Here is a 25,419-nt window from a genome sequence, read left to right as displayed (position 1 = left end):
GTCCGAAATCAGAGCGCTGGAACCCATTTCCAGAACACGCCTTCCATCCTCTCGGGGTAGTACTTGAATTCACATTCGAACTGTCGTCCGTAGCGGGCGGCGGCAGCAAGCGCTGCTTCGCTGACAGGGCGCATGCCCGTTCCCGGCGCGAACCAGTCCTCCAGCAGATCGTCGGGCACATAGGCGCCGATCCTCAGCGGCAGTTGCTGCAGGACGACGTCCATTTCCTTCGGCGGCACCGCGTTCATTTGCTTCCGGCTCCTCGCGGGTGCGGTGAAGTTCCTGCGATTCCAAGCACTAGTGAACTGCGTTTTCGGTTTGGAGTTCCCATGAGAACGGCAGGAACGCTTCTTCCCTTCTCCGCTTGTGGGAGAAGGCGGCCGCAAAGCGGCCGGATGAGGCATGCTAGACGGAAGCGCCGCCCCTGGGCTTGGCGCCCCGCAGCGCGCGATCGTCATCCTCGGGCTTGACCCGAGGATCCATGCCGTGACCATTGTCGTAGCATGAACGGTGCAGAATTCTGAAACGCTGCAACGCCTTGAAGTAACGGCATGGATCCTAGGGTCTACGCGCGTCGCTTCGCTCCTTGCTTCGCCCTAGGATGACGAAGCGGAGGCCTCGTTGATCATCGCCTCGATGTTATATCCATCGGGATCGAGCACGAAGCAGGCGTAGTAGTTCTCGGCATAATCCGGGCGCGGCCCAGGCGCGCCGTGGTCCGCAGCACCCGCCTCAAGTGCCGCCCGATAGAATGCATCGACCTGTGCCTTGCTCTTCACCCTGAAGGCGACGTGCAGATGGGCGAGCGGCGGCGTCTCGCCGGTGCTCTGGATCTCGAACAGGCAGCCATTGCCGACATCGAATGCCCAGAACACGCCTTCCTTGCCGAAGGAGAGGCGATCGCCCAAAGGCGCAAAGGCCTTTTCGTAGAAGAGCTTGCTCTTCGCGAGGTCGCTGACTTCGATAGTGATGTGGTCGATCATCCTGCGTCCCGGTTGTATAAACAAAATCGGCCCGATCTTACGACCGGGCCGAGCATGTTACGTCTTAGCGGCTCAGATTTCCTCAGCTGCACCCGCTCGTAGATCCGCACGTGTCGCACTTCTCGCAGGTGCCGTTCCGCACCATGGTGAAGTTGTGGCACTCGGAGCATTCGTTGCCGGTATAGCCCTGGAGCAGCGATTGCTGGCGCCTTGTCGCGGCGAGCTTCTTCGCCTCGGCGGCTTCATTCGCTGCGGCGTCGGTGAACAGAGCCTCGGCGCCGCCGGCGGCTTCGGCTTCTTCTTCCACCATATCCTCGGCCAGTTCCCGGGCGCGCTCCTCATAGTCGCGCTTGTAGGCGAGTGCCTCGTCGCTGGCCGGCTTCAGCGCCAGCACGTTGGAGCCGGCGAAGGCCGTGGGCGCGGCGCGGGCAGGGGCAGGCGTCGACGTTGAGCCGCCGAAGCCCTTGGGCTCGCTGCCGATGCCCGACACCAGCTTCACCGGCGAGGCGCCGCGATAGAGACCCTTGGAGAAGGGCGTCGCCTTGCCTTCGGTGATGCCACGGCCGAGCGCGGTCTTGTCGAAGTCCGACTGGTCGACATGGGCGAGGTCGTGGCGGCCGAGATAGGAGACCGCTAGCTCGCGGAACACATAGTCGAGGATCGACGTGGCGTTCTTGATCGCGTCATTGCCCTGTACCATGCCGGCCGGCTCGAACTTGGTGAAGGTGAAAGCCTCGACATACTCATCGAGCGGCACGCCATATTGCAGGCCGAGCGAAATGGCGATGGCGAAGTTGTTCATCATCGCACGGAAGGCAGCGCCCTCCTTGTGCATGTCGATGAAGATCTCGCCCAGGCGGCCGTCATCGAACTCACCGGTGCGCAGATAAACCTTGTGACCGCCGACAACGGCCTTCTGCGTGTAGCCCTTGCGGCGGTTCGGCAGCTTCTCGCGGTCGCGGTAGAGACGCTCCACCACGCGCTCGACAATCTTTTCCGTCACCTGCACGGCGCGCTGGGCGGCGGGGGCCGCGATCAACTGCTCGACCGCCTCGTCCTCATCCTCGTCGTCATCGACGAGCAGCGAGGCGTTGAGCGGCTGCGACAGCTTCGAGCCGTCGCGATAAAGCGCGTTGGCCTTCAGCGCCAGCTTCCAGGACAGCATATAGGCGTTCTTGGCGTCCTCGACCGTCGCCTCGTTCGGCATGTTGATGGTCTTGGAGATGGCGCCCGAGATGAAGGGCTGGGCCGCCGCCATCATCAGGATGTGGCTCTGGATCGACAGCGAGCGCTTGCCGATCTTGCCGCAGGGGCTGGCACAGTCGAACACCGGCAGATGCTCGGCCTTGAGGAAAGGCGCGCCTTCCAGCGTCATCGCACCGCAGACATGGATGTTGGCGGCGTCGATGTCCTTCCTGGAGAAGCCAAGCGCCGGCAGCATTTCGAAGGAGAAGTCGCCGAGCTGCTCGTCGGTGAAGCCGAGCGTCTCCTTCACCCAGTCGGCGCCAAGCGTCCACTGGTTGAACACGAATTTGATGTCGAAGGCCGACTTCAGCGCCGCATTGAGCGCGGCGATCTTCTCGTCGGTGAAGCCCTTGGCCTTCAGCGTCGAGGGGTTGATGCCCGGCGCCTGGTTGAGGTTGCCGTGGCCGACGGCATAGGCCTCGATCTCGGCGATCTGGCTTTCGGAATAGCCGAGCGTCCTAAGCGCTTCCGGCACGGCGCGGTTGATGATCTTGAAATAGCCGCCGCCGGCGAGCTTCTTGAATTTCACCAGCGCGAAGTCGGGCTCGATGCCGGTGGTGTCGCAATCCATGACGAGACCGATCGTGCCGGTCGGCGCGATCACGGTCGCCTGCGCGTTGCGGTAGCCGTGCTCCTCGCCGAGCTCGATGGCGCGGTCCCAGGCGGCGCGGGCGTGCTCGGCCAGTTCCTGCTGCTTGAGGTCGGACGCGACCAGCGGCACCGGATTGACGGAGAGCTTCTCGTAGCCGTCCTTATCTCCGTAAGCGGCGCGGCGGTGATTGCGCATGACGCGCAGCATGTTCTGGGCATTGCGGTCATAGTCCGGGAAGGCGCCGAGCTCGGCAGCCATCTCGGCCGAGGTCGAATAGGCGACGCCGGTCATGATCGCGGTGAGCGCTGCGCAGATCGCACGGCCCTCATCGGAGTCGTAAGGAATGCCCGAGGTCATCAGCAGGCCGCCGATATTGGCGTAGCCGAGGCCGAGCGTGCGGTAGTCGTAGGAGAGCTTGGCGATCTCCTTGGACGGAAACTGCGCCATCATCACCGAGATTTCGAGCACGATGGTCCACAGCCGAACGGTGTGCTCGTAAGCGGCGATGTCGATCGTGCCGTCTTCTTTGCGATAGGGCAGGAGGTTGATCGAGGCGAGGTTGCAGGCCGTGTCGTCGAGGAACATGTATTCCGAGCACGGGTTGGAGGCCCGGATCGCACCGGCCGAAGCGCAGGTGTGCCAGTCGTTCATCGTCGTGTTGAAGTGCAGGCCCGGATCCGCCGACGCCCAGGCGGCGTAGCCGATCTTTTCCCACAGATCCCGCGCCTTCAGCGTCTTCAGCACCTTGCCGTCCTTGCGGGCGGTGAGCTGCCAGTCGCCATCGGCCTCCACGGCGCGCAGGAAATTGTCCTTCAGAGACACCGAGTTGTTGGAGTTCTGGCCGGAGACGGTGAGATAGGCATCCGAATCCCAGTCGGTGTCGTAGGTCTTGAACGACATCGAGGTGTAGCCCTGGCGGGCGAACTGGATGACGCGGTAGATGTAGTTCTCCGGCACGGCGTCCTTCTTGGCCGCCTTGATCTCGCGCTTCAGCGCGGTGTTCAGCGCCGGGTCGAAGCAGTCGTCGCCATCGCCTTCGCAATTGACGCAGGCCTTCATGATGGCTTCGAGATGCTTCTTGACGATCTTGGAGCCGGTCACCAGTGAGGCGACCTTCTGCTCCTCATTGACCTTCCAGTCGATGAAGTCCTCGATGTCGGGATGGTCGGCGTCGACGATGACCATCTTGGCCGCGCGGCGCGTCGTTCCGCCCGATTTGATGGCGCCCGCCGCGCGGTCGCCGATCTTGAGGAAGCTCATCAGGCCGGAAGAGCGGCCGCCGCCGGAAAGCTTCTCGCCTTCGCCGCGCAGCATGGAGAAGTTCGAGCCGGTGCCCGAGCCGTATTTGAACAGGCGCGCCTCACGCACCCACAGGTCCATAATGCCGCCCTCGTTGACGAGATCGTCCTGCACGCTCTGGATGAAGCAGGCATGTGGCTGCGGGTGCTCGTAAGCCGACTTCGACTTCGTCAGCTTGCCGGTGAAAGGGTCGACATAGAAGTGGCCTTGGCTCGGGCCGTCAATGCCGTAGGCCCAGTGCAGGCCGGTGTTGAACCATTGCGGCGAGTTCGGCGCGACGCGCTGGGTGGCCAGCATATAGGCAAGCTCGTCGCGGAACGCGCGGGCATCTTCCTCGGATTTGAAATAGCCGCCCTTCCAGCCCCAATAGGTCCAGGTGCCGGAGAGGCGATCGAAGACCTGGCGGGCATCGGTTTCCGAACCATAGCGCTCCGCCTCGGGCAGCTTGGCGAGCTCGGCTTCGTCGGCAACCGAGCGCCACAGGAAGGAGGGGACGTCGTTCTCCTCGACCTTCTTCAGGCGCGCCGGCACGCCGGCCTTGCGGAAATATTTCTGCGCCAGGATATCGGCCGCGACCTGGCTGAACTGCGCCGGCACATCGATGTTGTCGAGGCGGAACACCACCGAGCCGTCGGGATTCTTGATCTCCGACAAAGCCTTGCGGAATTCGATCTCCGCGTAGGCCGACTGCTCTGGCTTGGTGAAGCGACGCTCGATGCGCATTGGTCCGGTCCCTTTGTGTCTACATATAGCGCCTTTCCCCGGGGATTTCTGCCCCGCATGGCGAAAAGCGCAGTCCGCCGTTTGCCGGCACCGCAGGCGACGCCGGCACTCTCCTCGTCGCGGGCGCCGCCATGCGGACAGCAAAACACCTTGCCGGGCATTTGCCCGGGCTGCAGGCCGACCCCCGCGGGTCCTTCAGATGAAACTTTGGTCGATTCCCTCGTAAGAGGGAGGTTCACACTATCTAGGGTCCAGCCTGCCTGCAAACACTAAATATAGTGTTAACAGATCATTTTTTCCAGGCCGACAATTCTCCCTTTCGCCCACCCAAGCCCTAACGATCCCAACGCTTCCGCCGGCCTCGTGAACGGGCGGAAATGTGGGCAAAACGCACAAAATCCGGGAAAAAAGACCGGTCTCTAAACTCTCCGGCCGCGCCCGCAACAGGAGCGCATGGCCCATAAAAAGCGACTCGTTCCGACCCGTCAAGGATTCGTTTTTGTAGCTTTTGTGACCCCAACATCTTGTGTGTCACACATGTGGATAACGGGGACATGAGAAGCCCGGGTTTGCAAGCACTTGACGCCGTTTGTCAGGCCGCCGCGACGCGTGTCGGACGGCGGCTTTTCATTTTAGCTGGCTTGCACTATCTGTTGCGTTCGCGCGGGGGCGCGCCTTGTCAACAGCAAAAGCATCCGCTACGCCCCGCTCATGACAGTTACCGTACGTTTTGCCCCATCGCCGACAGGCCGCATCCATATCGGCAATGCGCGCACCGCGCTGTTCAACTGGCTTTTCGCCATGAACAACAAGGGCCGTTTCATCCAGCGTTTCGACGACACCGATATTGGCCGCTCGAAGCAGGAATATGCCGATTCCATTCTTTACGACCTGCATTGGCTGGGCATCTTCCCGGACGTCACCGAGTATCAGTCGCGCCGCTTCGAGATCTATGACGCGGCGGTCGAGCGGCTGAAGGCGGCACGCGTGCTCTATGCCTGCTACGAGACGCCGGAGGAGCTCGATCTGCGCCGCAAGGTGCGCCGCACGCGCGGCCTGCCGCCGGTCTATGGCCGCGAGGCGCTGACGCTGACGCCGGAGCAGGTGGCCGAATACCAGTCGGACGGACGCAAGCCGCACTGGCGCTTCCTGCTGCCCAATTTCACCAGCGACCCGCTGCAGCCGGAGCGCACCGAAGTGCATTGGAACGATCTGGTGCGCGGCGAGGAGACGGTCGACCTCGCCTCGCTGTCGGACCCCGTTCTGGTGCGCGAGGACGGCACCTATCTCTACACGCTGCCTTCTGTGGTGGACGACATCGAGATGGGTGTCAGCCACGTCATTCGCGGCGACGACCATGTCACCAACACCGGCGTGCAGATCGCCATCTTCAAGGCGCTCGGCGCCGAGCCGCCGGTTTTCGGCCACCACAATCTGCTCACCACCGTGTCGGGCGAGGGGCTGTCGAAGCGCAGCGGCGCGCTGTCGATCGAAAGCCTGCGCGAGGACGGCATCGAGCCGATGGCGGTCGCGTCCTTGGCCGTGCTCGTCGGCACGTCGGAGAATGTCACCGCCGCGCACGACCTCAATGAGCTTGCCGGCCATTTCGATCCGGCCGCGACCTCCAAGTCCGCCTCCAAATTCGACCCGGACGAACTCTTCGTGCTCAACCGCACGCTGATGCATCATATGCCGTTCGAGGAAGCGCGCGACCGGCTGATGGTGCTTGGCATTTCCGGCGACAAGGCCGAGCCGTTCTGGATGGCGGTGCGCGGCAATCTCGACCGCCTGTCGGACGCCGTCGTCTGGTGGCGTATCCTGAACGAGGGTCCGCAGGAGCCGGCCGACTTCTCCGGCGAGGACCGCGACTTTCTCGGTCAGGCGTTCGAACTGCTGCCGGAGGAGCCGTGGAACGGCACGGTCTGGAAGGACTGGACCGGCAAGATCAGGGAAGCGACCGGGCGCAAGGGCAAGTCGCTGTTCATGCCGCTGCGGTTGGCGCTCACCGGGCGGACTTCGGGGCCGGAGCTTTCAGATCTATTGCCGCTGATGGGTCGGGAAGGAACGCTGGCCCGACGACCCTGACCTTGCGCTGATCCGGCGGGAGCATCGAGACCGGCGACACCGGCGCCTTGGTGGTCAGCCGCCTGATCACTTCCTGGTCGAGTCCACCTTGGGCATTGGCGAGCGTTTCAGGATCGGCGCCGGGATCGGGCTTGGCCGCCGGCACGGGAATGAAGGGCGCCGTCCCATTCTGCGGCTGGGACTGTTCGGGATTGGGCGGGTTGCCGCCGATGATCGTGAAATTGCCGGCCTGCGCGTTGCAGCCGCAGCTCGGCGGGCGCGAGTAATTGGCCTGCTTGTAGAGATAGGCGGTCGGCAGCTCGCTATAGGGTTGCCCGGTGACCGAGGAGGTCATCGACCCCGAATCGTCGTCCATGCCGCGCGAATAGAAGACCTGCATCTCGGTGCCGGGGCAGCTCGATTCGCAGTTCTTCGGATCGCGCTCGAAATCGCCGACGGATGCGGCGTTGGACATCGGGAAGAAATAACCGTCGCAGGTTCGCACGCACATTGTGTGGAACTCGCCGCCCAATCTCGGCAGGTCCATGCCGTCCGGCTGGTTGATGACGCGGCGGATATTGCGCACGCTCGGATCGTCGAGCGGCACGTCCGCTGTGTTCGGGCTGTCGGGCGCCTCCGGCATGTCGAGTTGCTGATCCCGGGGGCCGAAAAGCTGCTCGAACAGATTGCCGCCGCCATTGTCGCGGGAAGCCTCTTCAAGCGGAGCGCGGCGCGGCGGGGCCTCGTCGCCGCGGCAGCCATTGGCATCGAGCGCCGCCAGAATGCGGCTGCGGTCGCGCCGCGAGCCGCCGCCGGCCAGCCGCTCGCGCTTGGCTTGCAACATGTCGAGATTGGCGTTCATGCGCTCTATCGAGGCGTTGATCGCGGCGCATTGGCTCACATTGCGCGAAAACAGCGTGAAGCCGCAATTGGCGCCGCTTGCCCGGCCGCGGGCCTTGGCAAGCTGCTCGCGCTGCCTGGCGATCGCGTCGTCATATTTGCGGACCAGGCCCGGCCCTCCGCCGCCACCGCGCACCGCGGCGAGCTCGGCTTCGAGTTGCCTGCATATGCGAGAAGCCGCCTGGGACTGCGTGACGGCGACAGCCGAACCTGCAAGCGCTGCAAGCAGCGCCGCAAGGTGCACCAGCCTCAACCCCTTCATCAGCCTGGATCCCGATTGCCCGTGGCCGGAAAGCTAACGCGTTCGTGGTTAAACCTTCGCTAGTCTGCAACTGCGCTTTGGCGCCGCTTCAATTCAGGTCGACAAGCGCTTGCGCCTTATGCGCGGCCTCGACAACGGCAAGCGCGGTCATGTTGACGACGCCGCGCGAGGTCACCGACGGCGTCAATATGTGCGCGGGCTTGTCGGTGCCGAGCAGGATCGGTCCGACATGCAGCGCGTCCATCATGGCGCGCAGCGCCGTCAACGTGATGTTGGCCGAGTCGAGGTTCGGGAAAACCAGCAGATTGGCTTCGCCTTTCAGCCGCGAATGCGGGTAGACGCGTTGGCGCAGATGCTCCGACAGAGCGGTATCGGCATGCATCTCGCCATCGCACTGCAGGTCCGGGGCGATCCGAGCCAGGATCGCCGCGGCCTGGCGCATCTTCAGCGCGCCGGGTGAATCGCGTGAGCCGAAATCCGAATGCGACAGAAGCGCTGCCTTCGGCTCGATGCCGAAACGCTGGATTTCCTCGGCCGCGAGCACCGTCATCTCGGCGATTTCTTCCGCGGTGGGATCGACCGAGACATGCGTGTCGGTGAGGAAGATGATGCCGCGCTGCGAGATCAGCATCGACAATGTCGACAGGTCCCGGTCCTTGATGCTGGCGCGAGGCCCGATGATCAGGTTGACATTGCGCAGATGCCGCTCGAAGCGGCCTTCGAGGCCGCAAATCATCGCATCCGCGTCGCCCCGCTTCAGCGCAAGGGCGGCGATAACCGTATTGTTGGTGCGCACCATGGTGCGGGCGGCTTCCGTCGTGATGCCGCGGCGGCCGGCAAGCTCGATCAGGAGGTCGACATAGTGGCGGTAACGCGGATCGTCTTCCGGATTGATCAAAGCGAAATCGACGCCCGGCCGGATGCGCAGGCCGTAACGCTTCAGGCGGACCTCCACCACATGCGGACGGCCGATCAGGGTCGGTTCGGCAATGCCTTCCTCCAGCACAACCTGCGCGGCGCGCAGCACGCGCTCGTCCTCGCCATCGGCATAGATGACGCGCTTGGCGCTTGATGTCTTGGCCGAGGAGAACACCGGCTTCATCACCAGGCCGGAGCGGAAGACGAAGCGGTTGAGCTTGTCGATATAGGCGGCGAAGTCGGCGATCGGCCGCGTCGCGACGCCGGTGTCGCAGGCTGCCTTCGCTACTGCCGGCGCGATGCGCAGGATCAGGCGCGGATCGAAGGGCGAGGGGATCAGGAAATCGGGACCGAATATCGGCGTCTCGCCGGAATAGGCGCGCGCCGCGACATCGGAAGGCTCTTCGCGGGCAAGGGCGGCGATCGCCCGCACGGCCGCCATCTTCATCTCCTCGTTGATGGCGCTGGCGCCGCAATCGAGCGCGCCGCGGAAGATGTAAGGAAAGCAGAGCACGTTGTTGACTTGGTTGGGAAAATCCGAGCGGCCGGTGCAGATCATGGCGTCCGCCCGGGCGGCGCGCGCGACTTCCGGCATGATCTCGGGATTGGGGTTGGCCAAAGCCAGGATCAGCGGTTTCGGCGCCATATGCTGCAAGAGTTCCGGTTTCAGCACGCCGGCGGCGGAGAGGCCGAGAAACACGTCGGCGCCGGGAATGACATCGGCCAGTGTGCGTGCCTCTGTGTCCTTCACATAAGGGTCTTTCCAGCGATCCATCTCCTCGACGCGGCCCCTGTAGGCAACGCCGAAACGGTCGGTGACCCAGATGTTTTCGACTTTGGCGCCGAGCGAGACCAAAAGGTTGAGACAGGCAAGTGCGGCCGCACCCGCGCCGGATGTGACGATCTTGATGTCGGAAATCGCCTTGCCGGCCAGTTCCAGCCCGTTGAGCACCGCGGCGGCGACGATGATCGCGGTACCGTGCTGGTCGTCGTGGAAGACCGGAATGCCCATGCGGGCCTTCAGCCGCTCCTCGACCTCGAAACATTCCGGCGCCTTGATGTCCTCGAGATTGATGCCGCCGAAAGTCGGCTCGAGCGCGGCGACGGTTTCCACCATGCGGTCGATCCCGGGCGCGTCGATCTCGATGTCGAAGACGTCGATGCCGGCGAATTTCTTGAACAGCACCGCCTTGCCTTCCATCACCGGCTTGGAGGCGAGCGGGCCGATATTGCCCAATCCAAGCACGGCGGAGCCGTTGGAGACGACGCCGACGAGATTGGCACGCGCAGTGTAGTCGGCGGCGGTCGCCGGATCATCGCGGATCTCGAGGCAGGGCGCGGCCACGCCCGGCGAATAGGCCAGCGCCAGGTCGCGCTGGTTGCCGAGCGGCTTCGTCGCCTGGATCTCGAGCTTTCCCGGGGTCGGGTGCTTGTGGAAGAAGAGAGCGGCCTCGTCGAGGTCCGACCGGGCCGTTTTCTTGTTCTCGCCGTCCATCCCGGCCCTCCCTCTGTTCCTGATTTGGAGCCTTTTAGCATGCGGCGAAGAGTTTTCGCGACGGCAAATAGCGGGCTCCGGCCTTCACAATGCCGGAGCGAAAATAATCAATCGATTCCAGATGGTTGGGCTGTGAGCCTCAAGCCTTTTGGATCGGCAGCGGTCAGAATGCGCTGACGTAGAGGCCGCCATCGACCGGGATGTTCTGGCCCGTGAGATAGCCGGCATGGACCGAGCACAGGAAGGCGCAGATCTGGCCGAATTCCTCCGGTGTGCCGAGACGTTTCGCCGGCACGTCGGCGCTGATGCGGGCCTTGCGCGCGGCGGCCGCGGCCGGATCTTCCGGAGTGCCGGCCTCATGCGGGCCGCGCAGACGGTCGGTATCGAGCTTGCCGGGCAAAAGGCTGTTGATGGTCACGTTGCGGTCGACCACAGTGCGCGCCACGCCGGCGAGGAAAGACGTCAGGCCGGCGCGGGCGCCCGACGACAGGTCGAGGCCGGGGATCGGCACGTAAACCGACAGCGAAGTGATGTTGACGATGCGGCCGAAGCCGCGCTTGGCCATGCCGTCGATCACCGCCTGGATCAGCTCGATCGGCGTAACCATGTTCTGGGTCACACCCTCGAGGATCTTGGCGCGGTCGAGCTCACGGAAGTCGCGCAGCGGCGGGCCGCCATTGTTGTTGACCAGGATGTCCGGGTCGGGGCAGGCGGCAAGCAGCGCCTTCTGCACCTCGGGCTTCGACACGTCGCCGGCGACCTCGATCACCTTGACGCCGAACTTTTCGCGAATTTCAGCGGCGGTCCCGGCCAGAAGCTCGGCGTTGCGACCGTTGACGACGAGGTCGACACCGGCCTCGGCCAGCGCCATGGCGCAGCCCTTTCCGAGTCCCTTGCTCGAAGCGCAGACGATGGCCTTCTTGCCGCGAATGCCGAGATCCATGGTGATTTTCTCCTGATGCGTTGGTCGCGCAGGCTAGCGCCTGGGCTGGACCAACCGCAACCGTCATACGGTTGTTGCATGAATCGGGGCATAGGCACGCGAAAGCAAAGGGTAAAATCGTGATGTCAAACCCAGAGCCCCGCACTTTCCGCGCCCTGTTTATTTCCGACGTGCATCTCGGCTCGAAAGCGGCCAAGGCCGATTTCCTGATCGATTTCCTGCGGCATCACGATGCCGAGATCATCTATCTGGTCGGCGATATCGTCGACGGCTGGCGGCTGCGGCGCAGCTGGCATTGGCCGCAGAGCCACAACGACGTGGTGCAGAAGCTGCTGCGCAAGGCGCGCAAGGGCGCTTCGATCACCTATATCGCCGGCAATCACGACGAATTCGCCCGCCAGTTCCAGGGCGTGCATTTCGGCGGCATCGTCGTCGCCGACCGCGCCATCCACGAGACCGCGGACGGCCGGCGCCTGCTGGTCATCCATGGCGATCAGTTCGACACGGTGGTGCACAACCAGCGCTGGCTCGCCTATCTCGGCGACTATGCCTATGACACGGCGATGCTAATCAACCGCGTCGTGACCAAGCTGCGCCACCTCCTCGGCCTGCCTTACTGGTCGTTCTCGTCCTGGGCCAAGGTCAAGGTGAAGAAGGCGGTGAACTTCATCGGTTCGTTCCAGACGGTGCTTTCGGAGGAAGCGCGGCGCTCGCATGTCGACGGCGTGATCTGCGGCCACATCCATCATGCCGCCATAGAAAGCTATGGCGACGTGCAGTACATCAACACCGGGGACTGGGTGGAAAGCTGCACGGCGGTTGTAGAGCACTTCGACGGCCGCATGGAGATCCTGACCTGGGCGCATGTGCTGCCCGAAGCTTCGGCCGGCAAGGATGTGCTGGTGCCGGTCGACATCATCGACCTCAAGGGCAGGGCGGCTCAGGCGGCCTGAACGCAGCCGTCCGTCCCCGGTTCAGCCTGCCGCCTTCGTCGTGCCGACGTGCGGCGCTCCCGGCCCGGTTCGTCAACAGCTTTGCCGCCGATCGATTGATCCAGCCAGTTCCGCCGCGCCTTGCTGCATGTTAGGGATCGAGACGCGTTGCAGGCCGTCGACTGCAGCGTAATTGGATCGATTCATGTCGCTGCCGCCCCTGTCGCCCGAGCAACTCGTCAAGCCCAGCCATTTCGAACTGCGCATGAGCCTGATCTTTGCGACCTTGTTCGTGTCGCAGGGCACACATCTGCCTTATTTTCCGCTCTGGCTGCAGGCAAAAGGGTTTCATGCCGAGCAGATCGCCGTCATCCTGGCGGCGCCGATGTTCCTGCGCGTGGTGACGACGCCGATGCTGACGGCGCTTGCCGACCGGACGAAGGACCGCGCCAATGTCTACATCGCGCTGGTCGCGGCCTCGATGGTCGTCTCGGCCGGCTATTTCCTGCCGGCCACCTACGCGATCGTGCTTGCCGTGTCGCTGCTGTTTACGATCGTCTGGACGCCGCATTCGCCGATGGCCGATTCGCTGGCGCTGTCGGGCGTGCGCCGCTTCGGCTCGAACTACACGGCGATGCGCAAATGGGGCTCGATCTCCTATCTCGGCGCCAATATCGTGGGCGGCTTCATCCTGGCGGCCACGGGCCCGCAGGCGGTTCCGGTCATCATCTTCATCGCGCTCGGCGCGGCCCTGGCCGCGGCAGTGGCAGCGCCGCGCATGGGGCGGCCTCGCAAGGCCTCGCCGCTGTCCGCCACCGAGATCCAGCATAAGGCGCCGAGCCTGTTCAACGGCTATTTCCTCTATTTCACGCTCGGCGTCGGCATCATCACCGCCAGCCACGCATTTCTCTACGGCTTTGTCTCGATCTATTGGAAGTCGATCGGCATCGGCGATTCCGTCGTCGGCCTGCTCTGGGCCTGGGGCGTGGTCTGCGAAGTCTGCATGTTCCTGTTCTTCAACCGTATTTTTGCTTCGGTCTCGGTGGTCAGAGTGATGGTGATCGCCGGCATCGGCTCGATTGTGCGCTGGGTCGCATTTCCGCTGGTCTGGCCGCTTGGGCTTGGCGTCACCGGCTTCTTTCTTGTCCAGTCGCTGCATTCGGTGTCGGTGGCGATGGTGCTGATCGGCCTGCAGAAGATGATCGGCGAGACGGTTTCCGAGGAGCGCACCGGTGCGGCGCAAGGCATCGCCTACTTCTTCAACGGCTTCTTCATGGCGGCGGTGACACTCGCTTCCGGCCCGCTCTATGACCGTCTGGGCGTCGACGGTTTCTGGGCGATGATCCCGATCGCGATCATCGGCATGGCGCTGATCGGGCTGGCCGCGCGTTCAGCCCCAGAGCGCCCGCTCAGGCGGTGAGACGAGCGACCCCTGGTAGACGAGGCCGGGCTCGCGATCACGCGCGAGCAGCAGTGGACCGTCGAGGTCGACGAAGTCCGCGTCCTGCGCCAGGAGCACCGCCGGCGCCATGGCGAGCGAGGTCCCGACCATGCAGCCCACCATGATGCCGAAGCCCAGGTCGCGCGCACGGTCGCGCAATGTCAGCGCCTCGGTCAGGCCGCCGGATTTGTCGAGCTTGATGTTGACGGCGTCGAAGAGGCCGACCAGCGCATCGAGGTCCTCTGCCGCGTGCACGCTTTCGTCGGCGCAGACCGGCACCGGATGCGCGATCCGGCGCAGGATGTCGTCCTTGCCCGCCGGCAGCGGCTGTTCGACAAGCGCTATGCCGTGCTGCGCGGCGAAGGCAAGGTTCGCCTCGACAGTCTCGTCCGTCCAGCCCTCATTGGCATCGAGGATGATGCGGCTTTGAGGGGCGGCTTCGGTGACCGCGCGGATTCTCGCCATGTCATTGTCGCCGCCGATCTTGACCTTGAGCAAGGGCCGCATGGCGTTGGCGCGTGCTTGCGCCGCCATGGCCTCCGGCTCGGCGAGCGACAGCGTGTAGGCGGTTTCCAGCGGCCTCGTCGGAAGAACGCCGATCGCCGCCGCCACCGGCGTGCCGGTCAGCTTGGCTTCCAGGTCCCAAAGCGCGCAGTCGATGGCGTTTCGCGCGGCGCCCGCGGGCATGACCGCCAGCAAAGCGGTCCGGTCGATGCCGGCGACGATCGGATCGCGCATGGCCTCGATGGCCGCGCGCACACCCTCTACTGTCTCGCCGTAGCGCGTGTAAGGCACGCACTCGCCGCGCCCGGAACGTCCCTCTTCAGAGATCGTTACGGTGATGACTTCGGCCTCGGTTTTGGATCCGCGTGAGATGGTGAAGGTGCCGGCGATCGGGAATCGCTCCATTTCGACCGAAATGACACGCGTCATAATTTTCTTCTCCGGCTGCGCGACACCGGCCTGCCGGCAAATCGACACGCCAGTCCCGTCACGCTAAACAGGACGCCATGTTGACCATCCGCAGACGCGACGCAAGCGGCGAGGCCGCCAGGGAGGCCGAGCACCGGCCGCGCGTTGCCGTGGGCGAGGAAGGCGGCGTGCTGGGCTGCGCTTTTTCAGGTGTGTGGACGACGCGCACCGTCGCGGCGGTCGATGCCGACATGCGCAAGATCGAGCAGAGAAGCGGCGCGAAGCAACTGGTGCTCGACCTTTCCCACATCGAAAAGATGGACACGGCCGGCGCCTGGCTGATCGACCGCCTGGCTAGCGCCTTCGAGAAGAAAGGCGTCGAGGTCCATGTGCAAGGGCAGAGCGAGATCGCCTCTATCCTGCTTGGCGCGGTCGGCGATGCGGTTCGCCGCGAGCCCGAATCGGGACCGGCCGGCCCGCCCAACATCATCCTGCGCGCGCTGGAATTGGTCGGCCGCCGCGTCTACGAGATGCGCGACGACTTCCTGGCCTCGATGAACATCCTCGGCGCCACCATCCGCGGCGCGCAGATGAAGCTCGGGCGCGGTCACGCGGTCAATCCCGCCGCGATCTTCAACCAGATCGATCGCATGGGCGTCGGCGCGATACCGGTGGTGGTGTTGATGTCGGCCATCGTCGGCGCCATCGTCGCCCAGCAGGGCGCCTATCAGCTCAGTTATTTCGGCGCCAACATCTTCGTCGTCGACCTCGTCGGCGTGCTGATCCTGCGCGAGCTCGGCGTGCTGATGACGGCGATCATGCTCGCCGGCCGTTCGGGCAGCGCCATCACCGCCGAGATCGGCTCCATGAAGATGCGCGAGGAGGTCGACGCGCTGAAGGTGATCGGCCTCAATCCGATCGGCGTGCTGGTCTTTCCGCGGCTCGTCGCGCTGGTGATCGGGCTGCCATGCCTCACCATCATCGCCAATTTTGCAGCCCTTGCCGGCGGCATCGTCGCCGCCTGGCTCTATTCCGACATTGCGCCGGCAGCGTTCATCGACAGGCTGCGCGTCGCCATCGATCTCAGCACCATCTTCGCCGGCCTGATCAAGGCGCCATTCATGGCCCTGATCATCGGCATCATCGCGTCAGTCGAAGGCATGAAGGTCGGCGGCAGCGCCGAATCGCTCGGCCTGCATGTGACCGCGTCGGTGGTGAAGTCGATCTTCGTCGTCATCATCCTCGACGGGCTTTTCGCCATGTTCTACGCAGCGATCGGGTTCTGAGATGGCGAACGGCAACGGCGCCACGGCAGCGCAGGACCCGAACGACGGCGAGATCGTGCTGTCGGTGCGCGACGTCACCGTCGCCATCGACGACAAGCTCATCCTCGACAAGCTTTCGCTCGACATCAAGCGCGGGGAAATCCTCGGCTTCGTCGGCGCTTCGGGCGCCGGCAAATCGGTGCTGCTGCGCACGATATTGGGACTGATGCCGAAGCAATCGGGGACGATCAGCCTGTTCGGCGTCGACGTCGACAAGGCAAGTGACGCCGACCGCCTGCGCATCGACATGCGGCTCGGCGTCCTTTTCCAGCATGGCGCGCTGTTTTCGGCGCTGACGGTGCTGGAAAACGTGCAGGTGCCGATGCGTGAATATCTCGACTTGCCGAAGGCGCTGATGGACGAACTCGCCATGCTCAAGATCGAGCTGGTCGGATTGCCGGCCGACGCCGCACAGAAATTTCCCTCCGAGCTGTCGGGCGGCATGATCAAGCGCGCGGCACTCGCCCGCGCGCTTGCGCTCGATCCCGACATCGTCTTTCTCGACGAACCGACCTCCGGGCTCGATCCGATCAGCGCGGCCGAGTTCGACGAGCTTGTCGTCAAGCTGCGCGACACGATGGATCTGACGGTCTACATGGTCACGCACGATCTCGACACGCTGTTCACCGCTTGCGACCACGTCGCCGTGCTCGGCAAAAAGCGGGTGCTGGTCGAAGGCACGATCGACGACATGCTGAAGAGCGAGGAGCCGTGGGTGAAATCCTATTTCCGCGGAAAACGCGCCCGGCAACTTGATCTTGCGGCGCGCGCATAGCCATAAGTGGGGCAATGGAAACAAGAGCCAACTACGTTATTGTCGGCATCTTCACGCTGGGTGCGATCCTGGCGGCCTTCGCCTTCGTCTACTGGACCGCGGCGATCGGCGACAGAGGCGAAACGACAATGCTGCGCGTGCGCATTCCGGGTTCGGCCTCGGGTCTCGGCCGCGGCAGCTTCGTGCTGTTCAATGGCGTCAAGGTCGGTGACGTCAAACGTGTCTATATCGACGTCGACAATCCAACGGTGGCCATCGCCGATACCGAGATCGACCGCATGACCCCGATCACCAAGTCGACACAGGCCGATATCGGCCTAGCGGGCTTGACCGGCCAAGCCAATATCGAACTCCGCGGCGCCGATCCCAAGGAAGCGAAGCTGCTCGACGAGGCGGAGAAGGAGGGCAGGATCCCCGAGATAACCGCCAATCCGTCGGCGGTCACCAACCTTCTGCAGACGGCGCAGAACATCTTCACCCGCGCCGACAAGGTGCTGAGCGAGCTCGAAGGCTTCACCAAGGACGTTCGCGGCCCGCTGACTCAGACGGTCAAGAATGTCGAGACCTTCTCGGATGCGCTGGCCAAGAACTCCGACGGGATCGACAAGTTCTTGTCGGCGGTGAGCTCGCTTTCCGATCAGCTGAAGAACGTTTCGGGCCGGCTCGACACCACGCTGAAGGCCGCCGAAGGCCTGCTCAATTCCGTCGACAAGGATCAGATCAAGAGCATTGTGGCCAATGTCGACACGGTGACGGCGAACCTGAAAGAGACTTCGAAGCAGTTCGACACGGTCATCGGCAACGTCAACACGGCGGTCGGCTCGATCAACGATTTCGCCAAGCAGACGCAAGGGACGTTGGCCAAGGTCAACGGCGTGCTGGACGGCATCGACCCGAATGACGTCCGCGCCGCGCTCGCCAATATCCAGAAGGCGAGCGACAGCGCCAACAAGGCGGCCGCCGACATAGCCAAGGTCACCGACAAGATCGCCAGCCGCTCCGACGACATCAACGATACGATCAGGAATGCCCGCCAGCTTGCGCAGCGTCTCAACGACGCTTCGGTGCGCGTCGATGGCATCCTCGAAAAGGTCGACAATCTCCTCGGCTCCGGTGAGGCCAACGGTGTGATGGCCGACGCCAGGGCGACCTTGAAATCCTTCAAGCAGGTGGCCGACACGCTGAATTCCCGCCTCGGCACCATCGTCGACAACCTGTCGCGCTTCTCCGGCCAGGGCCTGCAGAACGTCGAGGCGCTGGTGCAGGACAGCCGCCGCTCGATCAACCGCATCGAGGAAGCGGTGACCGACCTCAGCCGAAATCCGCAACGGATACTGACGGGCGGCGAGGGAGAGGTTCGTCAATTTGACGGCAGGGCGCGGCGTTGACTTCGTCCGCCGCGACCGCCAAGAACATAGATTGCAGCCATAAGTTGATCGTCAGATCCGGGGACAACGGGGATCGCGCGTGAAATCAGTGAGAGGGTTGAAGTCGGTTGCCGCCGCGGCGCTCGTGTTGACGCTCACCGGCTGCGCGGTACTGGGCGGCAGGCCGACGCCGCTCGACACATTCGAGCTATCCGCGCCGTCGGTCGACGTGCGTGCCCACAGCCGCCGCCAGATCCTGATCGCCCAGCCCTCGGCGCTCAAGGCGCTGGATAGCCAGAACATCGTCATCAGGCCTTCCGACCGGTCGATCCAGTTCCTGAAGGGCGCGCAATGGGCGGACCGGCTGCCGCTGATTGTCCAAGCAAGGCTGGCCGAGACCTTCCAGCGCTCCGGCAGCTTTGCCGGCGTTGGCAAGCCGGGCGAGGGGCTGGCGATCGACTACCAGATCATCGTCGAGGTTCGCTCCTTCGACGTGCGCGTCGATGGCGGCGAGCATGCCGATGTCGACCTGTTCGTGCGCATCCTGAACGACCGCAACGGCGAGGTGCGCGCCTCGAAGAACTTCACCGCGAGCGCGCCGGTCTCCGGCAGTGGCAATGCGGCTTACGTCCGCGCGCTGGACAACGCCTTCGGCCAGGCGGCGAAAGATATCGTGCGCTGGACGGATTCGACGATCTGAGCGCCAGCCAAGCCGGCAATCGACATCATGGACATGAAAAAGGCGGGTCGAGACCCGCCTTTTTAGCTCCGATTCTGCTTGGCGGCGTCACTGCAGCCGGCCGCTGGCGTGGGCCAGCATAGTGTACACCTTGCCGGTGTCGGACGTCAGATAGGTCTGCGCCATGATGTTGTCGCGGTCATTGCGCGAGACATCCTTGAGCAGCTTCTCGAAATCCTCGCAGTAGCGGTCGACCGCGGCGCGGAATTCAGCTTCGGCCTGATACTTGCGGCGGATCTCGTCAAAAGTCTGCTGTCCCTTGAGCGTATAGAGGCGGCGCGTGAACACGTCGCGCTCGCCGCGCCGGTAGCGGTTCCAGAGCTCGATCGAGGCGTCATGGTCGATGGCCCGCGCAATGTCGACGGAGAGCGAGTTGAGCGACTCCATGACATGCAGCGGCGAGCGCTGGGCGGGCGTCGCGCGCGGCGCTTCCGCCGGCGCTGCCGGCCTCAGCTCTTCCTCGCGCGAGGCGTTGGTCAAGAGATCGCGCACCCAGCCGCCCTGCGCAGGCTTGCCGTTCTCGCGGCGCGGCGTTTCGGCGGGACGTTCGAGGTCGAGCGTGCCGCGCAGCGTGGTCTCGGCAAGCGGCGTCTGCGGGGCGCGAGCCGTTGATTGCGGCTGCGGCGTGTGCGGCGGGCGGCGCAGCGGCGGCTCGGCGGCGCGGGCCGGCGCCTGCGGAGCAGGGCGCAGACCGCGCGGCTCGCCCTGTTCGCTGCTGCCGCTGCGGCCGGATTTCGCAACGATATCCGAGAGTTCCTTGAGCGCGTTGATCTGCTCGGCGACGGCGCGGCGAATGGCCGAGGTCGATTCCTTGGCCTCTTCCGGCATCTCAATGACGCCCTTCTTCAGTTCGGCGCGGGTCAGGTCGAGCTCGCTCTTGATGGAACCTGCGGTGCGGCGCATCTCCTCGGTCGCGTCGGCAAAGCGGCGCGTCGCCGAATCGATGACCTCGGCGATGGTCGTGCGGATCTTCTCCGCCGATTCCATCGTGCGGCCCTCCGCGGTCTGCATCGTCTGGCCGACAAGGCTCTCGAAGGAACGCATCACCTTCTCGAGGTCTTCCGACTTCTTGACCAGACCGACGGCGAGGTCTTCCAGCGAGGACTGACGCTCCAGCGTGTGCTCGAGATTGCTCTGCGCGGAGCTGAGCAGGTTGGAGGCACTGGAGAGCAGCCGGCTGTGCTCGTCGAACTTGGTCGCGATCGAGGCCACCTCGCGCAGCGTTGCCGAGGACAGGTCGGTGAGCCGCGTCGTGTTGGAATCGACGAGGCGCGCCGAGCTGGCGAAGGTCTGGGCGGCCTTCTCCGTGGTCGCGGCGAAGCTCTGCGTGCTGCCCGAGAGCCGCTCCTCGACCTGGCCGAGATTGACGGCCGCCTGCTCGATGAGCTGGCCGAGCTGCGCGCTGGAGGTCGTCATGCGGCCGATGAGATCGGCCACGCTGTCGGCAAGCGACGAGCGCGCGCCTTCGACGGCCGACAGCGTTTCGGCCGTGCGGCTGGCGAGCGCATTGACGAGGTTCGTGTTTTCGCTGCGCAGCTTCTCGGCCGCCCGTTCGGCGACCTCTTCCATGCTGCGCTGCAGTTCGGAGCCGCCCTGGGCGAAGCGCTCGACGAGCGGCTTGGCCGTCTCGTCGAGGATTTTCGCCATCTCGGCCGAACGGGCCGCGAGCATGGTGTTGAGCTCGCGGGTGTTGGCGCCGATCGTGCGCGCGGCCTCATTGGTGCTCTGGCCGATGTGCTGGCCGACCGCCGTGAAGGTCTCGGCGATCACATTGGCGCGCGAGATGAGCTGGGCCTCGGCAGCGGAAACCTGCTCGTTGAGCTTCTGGCCCATCGTCTCGGCCGTATAGGCGAGGCGATTTTCCACATTCGCGACCTGGTCTTCGACGCGGGAAGCGGCGGCCGCGGCGCTTGCGGCAAGCCGCTCGTCGGCGCCAGCCAGCGCCTGCTCGATCTCGCGGGCATGCACGGCGAGCTCCTGGCCGGTCTGGCGGGCGCGGTCGGCGACACGCTGCTCGGTGGCGGCGAAGGCGCCGACGATCGTGTCGGCATGCTCGCCAATGGTCGAGCTGGTCGAGGCAATGCGCGAGACCAAGCGGTTGTCGGCGTCGTCGAAGATGCGGCCGATTTCGCTGGCGCGGGCGGAAAGCGCTTCCGAACCCTCGGCAATGCGCGCCATCAGCTGCTGGTCGGCGCTGTCGAAGATACGGCCGAGATCGGTGGCGCGGGCGGCCAGCGCTTCGGCCGATTCGGTGATGCGCATCGAGAGCCGCTCGTCGGCGCCCTCGAAGTTGCGCAGGATGTCGCCGGCGCGGGCGGCCAGCGACTGCGCCGTCTCGACGGCGCGGGCAACCAGCTTCTGGTCGGCCGCGTCGAAGGTGTTGGCGATCTCGCCGGCGCGCGTCGCCAGCTTGTCGGCGGTTTCCTCTGCGCGGGCCATGAGCGCGTTGGACGCATCGTCCGCGCGCGCCATAAGCATGTTGGACGTGTCCTGGGCGCGTTCGTGCAGGCGGCGGTCGGCCGCCTCGAAGGCCTGGGCGATGTCCTCGGCCCTGGCAAGCAGCGCGGCGGAGGTCTGCTCGGCGCGCTCGGCGATCTTGCGATCGGCGTCGCTGAAAGCGGCGCCGGCCTGCTCATGCAGGGTGCTGGTGACTTCCATGACCTTGTCGCGCAGCGCACCCGCCACGAAGACTGCGGTCTTTTCCAGCACGCCACGGACATTGTCCACGCCGGTCGACAGCGCACGCTCCATGGTGCCGGCGCGCTCCTCGATGATACCGGTTTGCCGGCTGAAGGCCTGCTCGATCTTCTCGACGTCGGCGGCAATCGCCGCCGAGATGTCGCTGCTCCTGGCGGCGATCTGGTCGATATGTCCGGACACTGAACGGTCGACGTCCTTGCGCGCATCGGCGAGCTTGGCGAGATCGTCCTCCAGGGCGCGGGCCAACATTTCGCGGCCTTCGGACAGCTTGCCGATATGACCGGCGATGACGTCGTCGATCTCGGACCGGCTTTCGGTCAGCTTCTGAAGATCGGCTTCAAGGGCGCGCTTGAGGATATCGCGGCCCTCGGCGAGCTTTTCCACTTGGCCGGCGACCAGCCCGTCGATGCCGGCGCGGCTTTCGGCGAGCTTGGCGAGATCGGCCTCAAGCGCGCGCGTGAGAATGTCGCGGCCTTCGGCGAGCTTTTCCACCTGGCCGGTGACGAGGCCATCGATCGAGGCGCGACTCTCCGCCAGCTTGGCAAGATCGGCTTCCAGCGCACGCTTAAGGATGTCGCGGCCTTCGGCGAGCTTCTCCACCTGGCCGGCGACCAGTCCGTCGATGCTGGCGCGGCTCTCCGCCAGCTTGGCGAGATCGTCCTCGAGCGCCTTGGACAGCGTCGCACGGTTCTGCGACAGCTGGTCGGCATGGGTCTGCATGAGGCTGCTGGCGCTGGCCATGTCGGTCTCCAGCGCACGCGAAAGCTCGGCGCGGTGGTCGGTGATCTTCTGCGAATGATCGACGATCGCGCCCTGGATCGTGTTGAGGTCGGCCTCCAGCGCGCGCTTGAGGATGTCGCGGCCCTCGGCGAGCTTCTCGACTTGGCCGGCGACCAGCCCGTCGATGCTGGAGCGGCTCTCCGCCAGCTTGGCGAGATCGTCCTCCAGCGACCTCGACAGCACGGAACGGTCCTGGACGAGCCGGTTCTGATGGTCGGCGATGGCGCCGCTTACAGTCTGGAGATCATCCTGCAAGGCCTTTGACAAGGTCGAGCGATCCTGCTCGAGCCTGTTCTGGTGATCGGCGATGGCGCCGCTGACGGCCTGCAGGTCGGCTTCGAGCGCTTTCGACAGCCGGGCGCGATCCTCCAGCACCTTGTCCGAGTGTCCCGCAATGGCACCCTTGATGGTGTTGAGGTCGGCTTCCAGCGCGCGCTTGAGGATGTCGCGGCCTTCGGCAAGCTTCTCGACCTGGCCGGCAACGAGGCCGTCGATCGACGCACGGCTTTCGGCGAGCTTGGCGAGGTCGGCTTCCAGCGTCTGCGACAGCAGGCTGCGGTCCTCGGCGAGCTTGCCGGCATGGCTGTCGATCAGGCTGCGGATGCCGCCAAGATCGCTTTCGAGCGCGCGGCTGAGTTCGCCGCGGTCCTCGGCGAGCTTGGTCGAGTGGGTCTCGATCAACTGCCTAATGCCGATGATGTCGGTCTCGAGCGCCTTGGCGAGCACGGCGCGGGCCTCGGCGATCTTCTCGACCTGGCCGGCGACGAGCCCGTCGATCGAGGCGCGGCTGTCCTGCAACTTGCCGAGATCGGCTTCCAGGGCGCGCGCCAGGATGTTGCGGCCCTCGGCCAGCTTCCCGACATGGCCGGCGACCATTTCGTCAATCATCGCGCGGGCTTGGACAAGTCTGCCCGAGTCTTCGTTCAACGCTTGGGTGAGCCGGTTGCGGCCTTCCTCGAGCTGCTCCAGATGGCTGCCCAACGAGGCGTCGATGGCAGCGCGCGATTCGTTGACTTTGCGCAAGTCTTCTTCCAGCGCGCGCGAGATCAGGCCGCGGCCTTCGGCCAGCTTCTGCACCTGGTCGGTCACGGCCGCATCGATCGCGGCGCGGCCCTCGGCGAATTTCGCCAGGTCCTCCTGCATGGCGGCGGCCATGCGTTCGCGGCTCTCCGAAAGGGCGCGACTGTGGTTCTCGACGGCTTCCTCGATGCCGACACGGGCATCGGCGAGCCGCTGGATGTCGGCGTCGAAGGAGCGCGACACCACATGCCGGGCCGCTTCCATGCGGCCGGCGAAGTCGGTGGCGCGGGCTTCGAGCATCGAGGAGGTCGACGAGATGATGTCGGCCATATCGGCGCCGATCTGGGTCTTGCCCTGATCGATCATTGCCGACAGCGTGTCCTTGCTCTCGGCGAAAGCGTGGGCGATTTCCTTCGCGCGCTCCACCATCGTCTCGTTGATCTGGCGGGCGCGCGCCTCGAGGGCGGCGTTGAGTTTCTGCGTGCCCGTGTCGAGCGCCTCGGCGCGGGTCTGGAACTCGCTGATCAGCGCCTGGCCGCGTTCGGCCAGCGTGCGTTCGATGCCGCTGAGGCTCGCTTCGAATTCCGAACTCAGCGTGCGCGCCGCGCCGCCGAGCAGCGAGACCATGCCATGGGTGCGGTCGTCGAGCAGGTCGGTCAGCGAGCGGGTCAGGCCGTCTGTGGTGTCGGTCAGCTTGGCGATACGGGTGTCGAGCAGGCTGGCGAAAGCCTCGCCGGAGGTCGAAAGACGGTCGGTGATGCTGTCCAGGCGCGATTCGACCGAATCGAAAATCGACGTCGAGCTTTCATTGATGCGATCGATCAGCGTGTCGCCGGAATTGTTGATCGTCATCGACAGCTTGGTCGAGGCGTTGAGGATCGAGTCGCGGATGATGTCGCTGGCCGCGCCGATCTCGTCGCGCAGCGTCTCGTGAGCGCTGGCAATCGAGGCACGCACGCGCTCGGCGTGGGTGACGACCGCCTCGCGCTCGCTGCCGAGACCATCGACCAGCGAACGAATGCGGGCCTCGTTCTCGGAATAGGAGCGTTCGAGCTGGCTGACTTCGCCGTGGACAAGGGTTTCGAGCTCGACGGCGCGGGCCAGGGTGCGCTCGATGCCTTCGCCCATGGCCGCCACCTCGCGGCGAACGGCCTGGCCGATCATCATGACCCGGTCCTGGGCGAGGTTTTCCGGCTCCGCCAGGCGGAAGGCGACCTCGGTCATGGATTGCGCGGCGATGCGCATTTCCTGCGCGCGCCGGATCATGGCGGCGAACGCCCAGAACAGGATGACCGGAACGATCGCGGCGACCGCCAGGCCGATCAGTTCGGGGCGGGCGAAGAACTGGTCGAAGGTGCGGATATTCCAGATGCCGGGGCCGAACAAGAGATCGGCCACGCCGCCAGCGCCGGCGATCCAGGCCAGCGAGATGAAGGCGATCACCCAATAGACAGTGCTCGACGCACGCCGGTTGAGGCTGTGCAGCAGCGTCTTGTAGTCCTTCTGGCGGTCGTCATTGGCGGGCGTGAAGCCTGCGGGAGGCGTAAAGCCGGACGGCTGTCCGTTGCGCGGCTCGACGGGGCGCAATTCAGCCGGCTTGGCCGCGGGTGCCCTAGGAGGCTGGGGGGCGGGCTGAGGGTTGTTCGCCGGCTCGGCTCTGTGGCTGCGGCCCTCGCGCGCAAGCTCGTCGGCCGCCGCCGAGATCTGCGCCTCGAGGTCCTCCATCGACGCCGCCATATCGAGGCCGCCTTCGTCGCCGGCAAGGTCAAGGTCAAGCGCCTTTTCCAATTCCGCGGCTACGTCATTCTCGAGAGACTTGGTCGTGGTTGGTTTCTTAGCCATGCCTTCGCTACCCTGTACTAGCTGCCGCGGGACTTATGATTGTGGCCTGATTCTGGCCCGATTCTGGCTTGTCTATCCCGAGCAGGAGGCTGAAAAATGGACCTTCGTATCGTAATGACACACAGGGGTAAAGAAAACATGCATTCCGGGCGATACGTAAAA

Annotated in this window: 15 protein-coding genes; 7 read left to right on the top strand and 8 right to left on the bottom strand. The window is 64.7% G+C overall.

The window, feature by feature from the left end:
• Positions 1 to 8: 8 nt before the first annotated feature.
• The 3 genes from ACVMIM_RS22430 to ACVMIM_RS22420 form a co-directional block, all read right to left on the bottom strand.
• Complete coding sequence (locus tag ACVMIM_RS22430) at positions 9 to 248, bottom strand: hypothetical protein (protein WP_476114624.1); 240 nt, start codon at positions 246 to 248, stop codon at positions 9 to 11.
• A 348-nt stretch (positions 249 to 596) separates the two neighbouring features.
• Complete coding sequence (locus ACVMIM_RS22425; RefSeq protein WP_476114623.1) at positions 597 to 983, bottom strand: VOC family protein; 387 nt, start codon at positions 981 to 983, stop codon at positions 597 to 599.
• A gap of 82 nt (positions 984 to 1,065) precedes the next feature.
• Entirely contained in the window at positions 1,066 to 4,842 is a 3,777-nt protein-coding gene (locus ACVMIM_RS22420; protein WP_476114622.1) for a vitamin B12-dependent ribonucleotide reductase, read from the bottom strand.
• 711 nt (positions 4,843 to 5,553) lie between these two features.
• Between ACVMIM_RS22420 and gltX the strand changes: the two genes are divergently transcribed.
• Positions 5,554 to 6,927 carry a glutamate--tRNA ligase gene (gltX, locus tag ACVMIM_RS22415; RefSeq protein WP_476114621.1) on the top strand — a complete coding sequence of 458 codons (1,374 nt, stop codon included), beginning with the start codon at positions 5,554 to 5,556 and terminating at the stop codon, positions 6,925 to 6,927.
• Here the strand turns inward: gltX and ACVMIM_RS22410 are convergent.
• The 3 genes from ACVMIM_RS22410 to ACVMIM_RS22400 all read right to left on the bottom strand — a co-directional run bounded on the left by ACVMIM_RS22410 (position 6,845) and on the right by ACVMIM_RS22400 (position 11,424).
• Positions 6,845 to 8,068, bottom strand: a complete 1,224-nt coding sequence (locus tag ACVMIM_RS22410; protein WP_476114619.1) for a DUF2865 domain-containing protein — start codon at positions 8,066 to 8,068, stop codon at positions 6,845 to 6,847. The two genes, gltX and ACVMIM_RS22410, sit on opposite strands and share 83 nt — an antisense overlap.
• An 88-nt stretch (positions 8,069 to 8,156) precedes the next feature.
• Positions 8,157 to 10,481 (bottom strand): NADP-dependent malic enzyme, encoded by a 2,325-nt coding sequence (locus tag ACVMIM_RS22405; RefSeq protein WP_476114618.1) that lies wholly within the window; start codon positions 10,479 to 10,481, stop codon positions 8,157 to 8,159.
• Between the two features lie 163 nt (positions 10,482 to 10,644).
• Positions 10,645 to 11,424, bottom strand: coding sequence for an SDR family oxidoreductase (locus ACVMIM_RS22400; protein WP_040995204.1), 780 nt, complete (start codon positions 11,422 to 11,424; stop codon positions 10,645 to 10,647).
• A gap of 122 nt (positions 11,425 to 11,546) precedes the next feature.
• Between ACVMIM_RS22400 and ACVMIM_RS22395 the strand changes: the two genes are divergently transcribed.
• Both ACVMIM_RS22395 and ACVMIM_RS22390 read left to right on the top strand, forming a co-directional pair.
• Positions 11,547 to 12,377 carry a UDP-2,3-diacylglucosamine diphosphatase gene (locus ACVMIM_RS22395; RefSeq protein ID WP_278048859.1) on the top strand — a complete coding sequence of 277 codons (831 nt, stop codon included), beginning with the start codon at positions 11,547 to 11,549 and terminating at the stop codon, positions 12,375 to 12,377.
• A 184-nt stretch (positions 12,378 to 12,561) separates the two neighbouring features.
• Entirely contained in the window at positions 12,562 to 13,776 is a 1,215-nt protein-coding gene (locus ACVMIM_RS22390) for an MFS transporter (RefSeq protein ID WP_476114616.1), read from the top strand.
• Here ACVMIM_RS22390 and dgcA read toward each other — a convergent pair.
• Complete coding sequence (gene dgcA / locus ACVMIM_RS22385; RefSeq protein WP_476114614.1) at positions 13,747 to 14,730, bottom strand: N-acetyl-D-Glu racemase DgcA; 984 nt, start codon at positions 14,728 to 14,730, stop codon at positions 13,747 to 13,749. The genes ACVMIM_RS22390 and dgcA overlap by 30 nt on opposite strands.
• A 77-nt stretch (positions 14,731 to 14,807) precedes the next feature.
• On the opposite strand from dgcA, the gene ACVMIM_RS22380 reads away from it, so the two are divergent.
• The 4 genes from ACVMIM_RS22380 to ACVMIM_RS22365 all read left to right on the top strand — a co-directional run bounded on the left by ACVMIM_RS22380 (position 14,808) and on the right by ACVMIM_RS22365 (position 18,876).
• Complete coding sequence (locus tag ACVMIM_RS22380; protein ID WP_476114612.1) at positions 14,808 to 15,995, top strand: ABC transporter permease; 1,188 nt, start codon at positions 14,808 to 14,810, stop codon at positions 15,993 to 15,995.
• A gap of 1 nt (position 15,996) precedes the next feature.
• Positions 15,997 to 16,809 carry an ABC transporter ATP-binding protein gene (locus tag ACVMIM_RS22375; RefSeq protein ID WP_040995197.1) on the top strand — a complete coding sequence of 271 codons (813 nt, stop codon included), beginning with the start codon at positions 15,997 to 15,999 and terminating at the stop codon, positions 16,807 to 16,809.
• A 14-nt stretch (positions 16,810 to 16,823) separates the two neighbouring features.
• Positions 16,824 to 18,197, top strand: a complete 1,374-nt coding sequence (locus tag ACVMIM_RS22370; protein WP_476114610.1) for an MlaD family protein — start codon at positions 16,824 to 16,826, stop codon at positions 18,195 to 18,197.
• A gap of 88 nt (positions 18,198 to 18,285) precedes the next feature.
• A complete protein-coding gene (locus ACVMIM_RS22365) occupies positions 18,286 to 18,876 on the top strand; it encodes an ABC-type transport auxiliary lipoprotein family protein (protein WP_476117331.1) in 591 nt (196 codons plus the stop codon).
• A gap of 87 nt (positions 18,877 to 18,963) precedes the next feature.
• Here ACVMIM_RS22365 and ACVMIM_RS22360 read toward each other — a convergent pair whose 3' ends face one another.
• Positions 18,964 to 25,257 carry a kinesin gene (locus ACVMIM_RS22360; protein ID WP_476114608.1) on the bottom strand — a complete coding sequence of 2,098 codons (6,294 nt, stop codon included), beginning with the start codon at positions 25,255 to 25,257 and terminating at the stop codon, positions 18,964 to 18,966.
• Positions 25,258 to 25,419 lie beyond the last annotated feature (162 nt).

The organism is Mesorhizobium sp. USDA 4413 (assembly GCF_056280365.1).
This window is presented reverse-complemented; position numbering and strand designations above follow the sequence as displayed.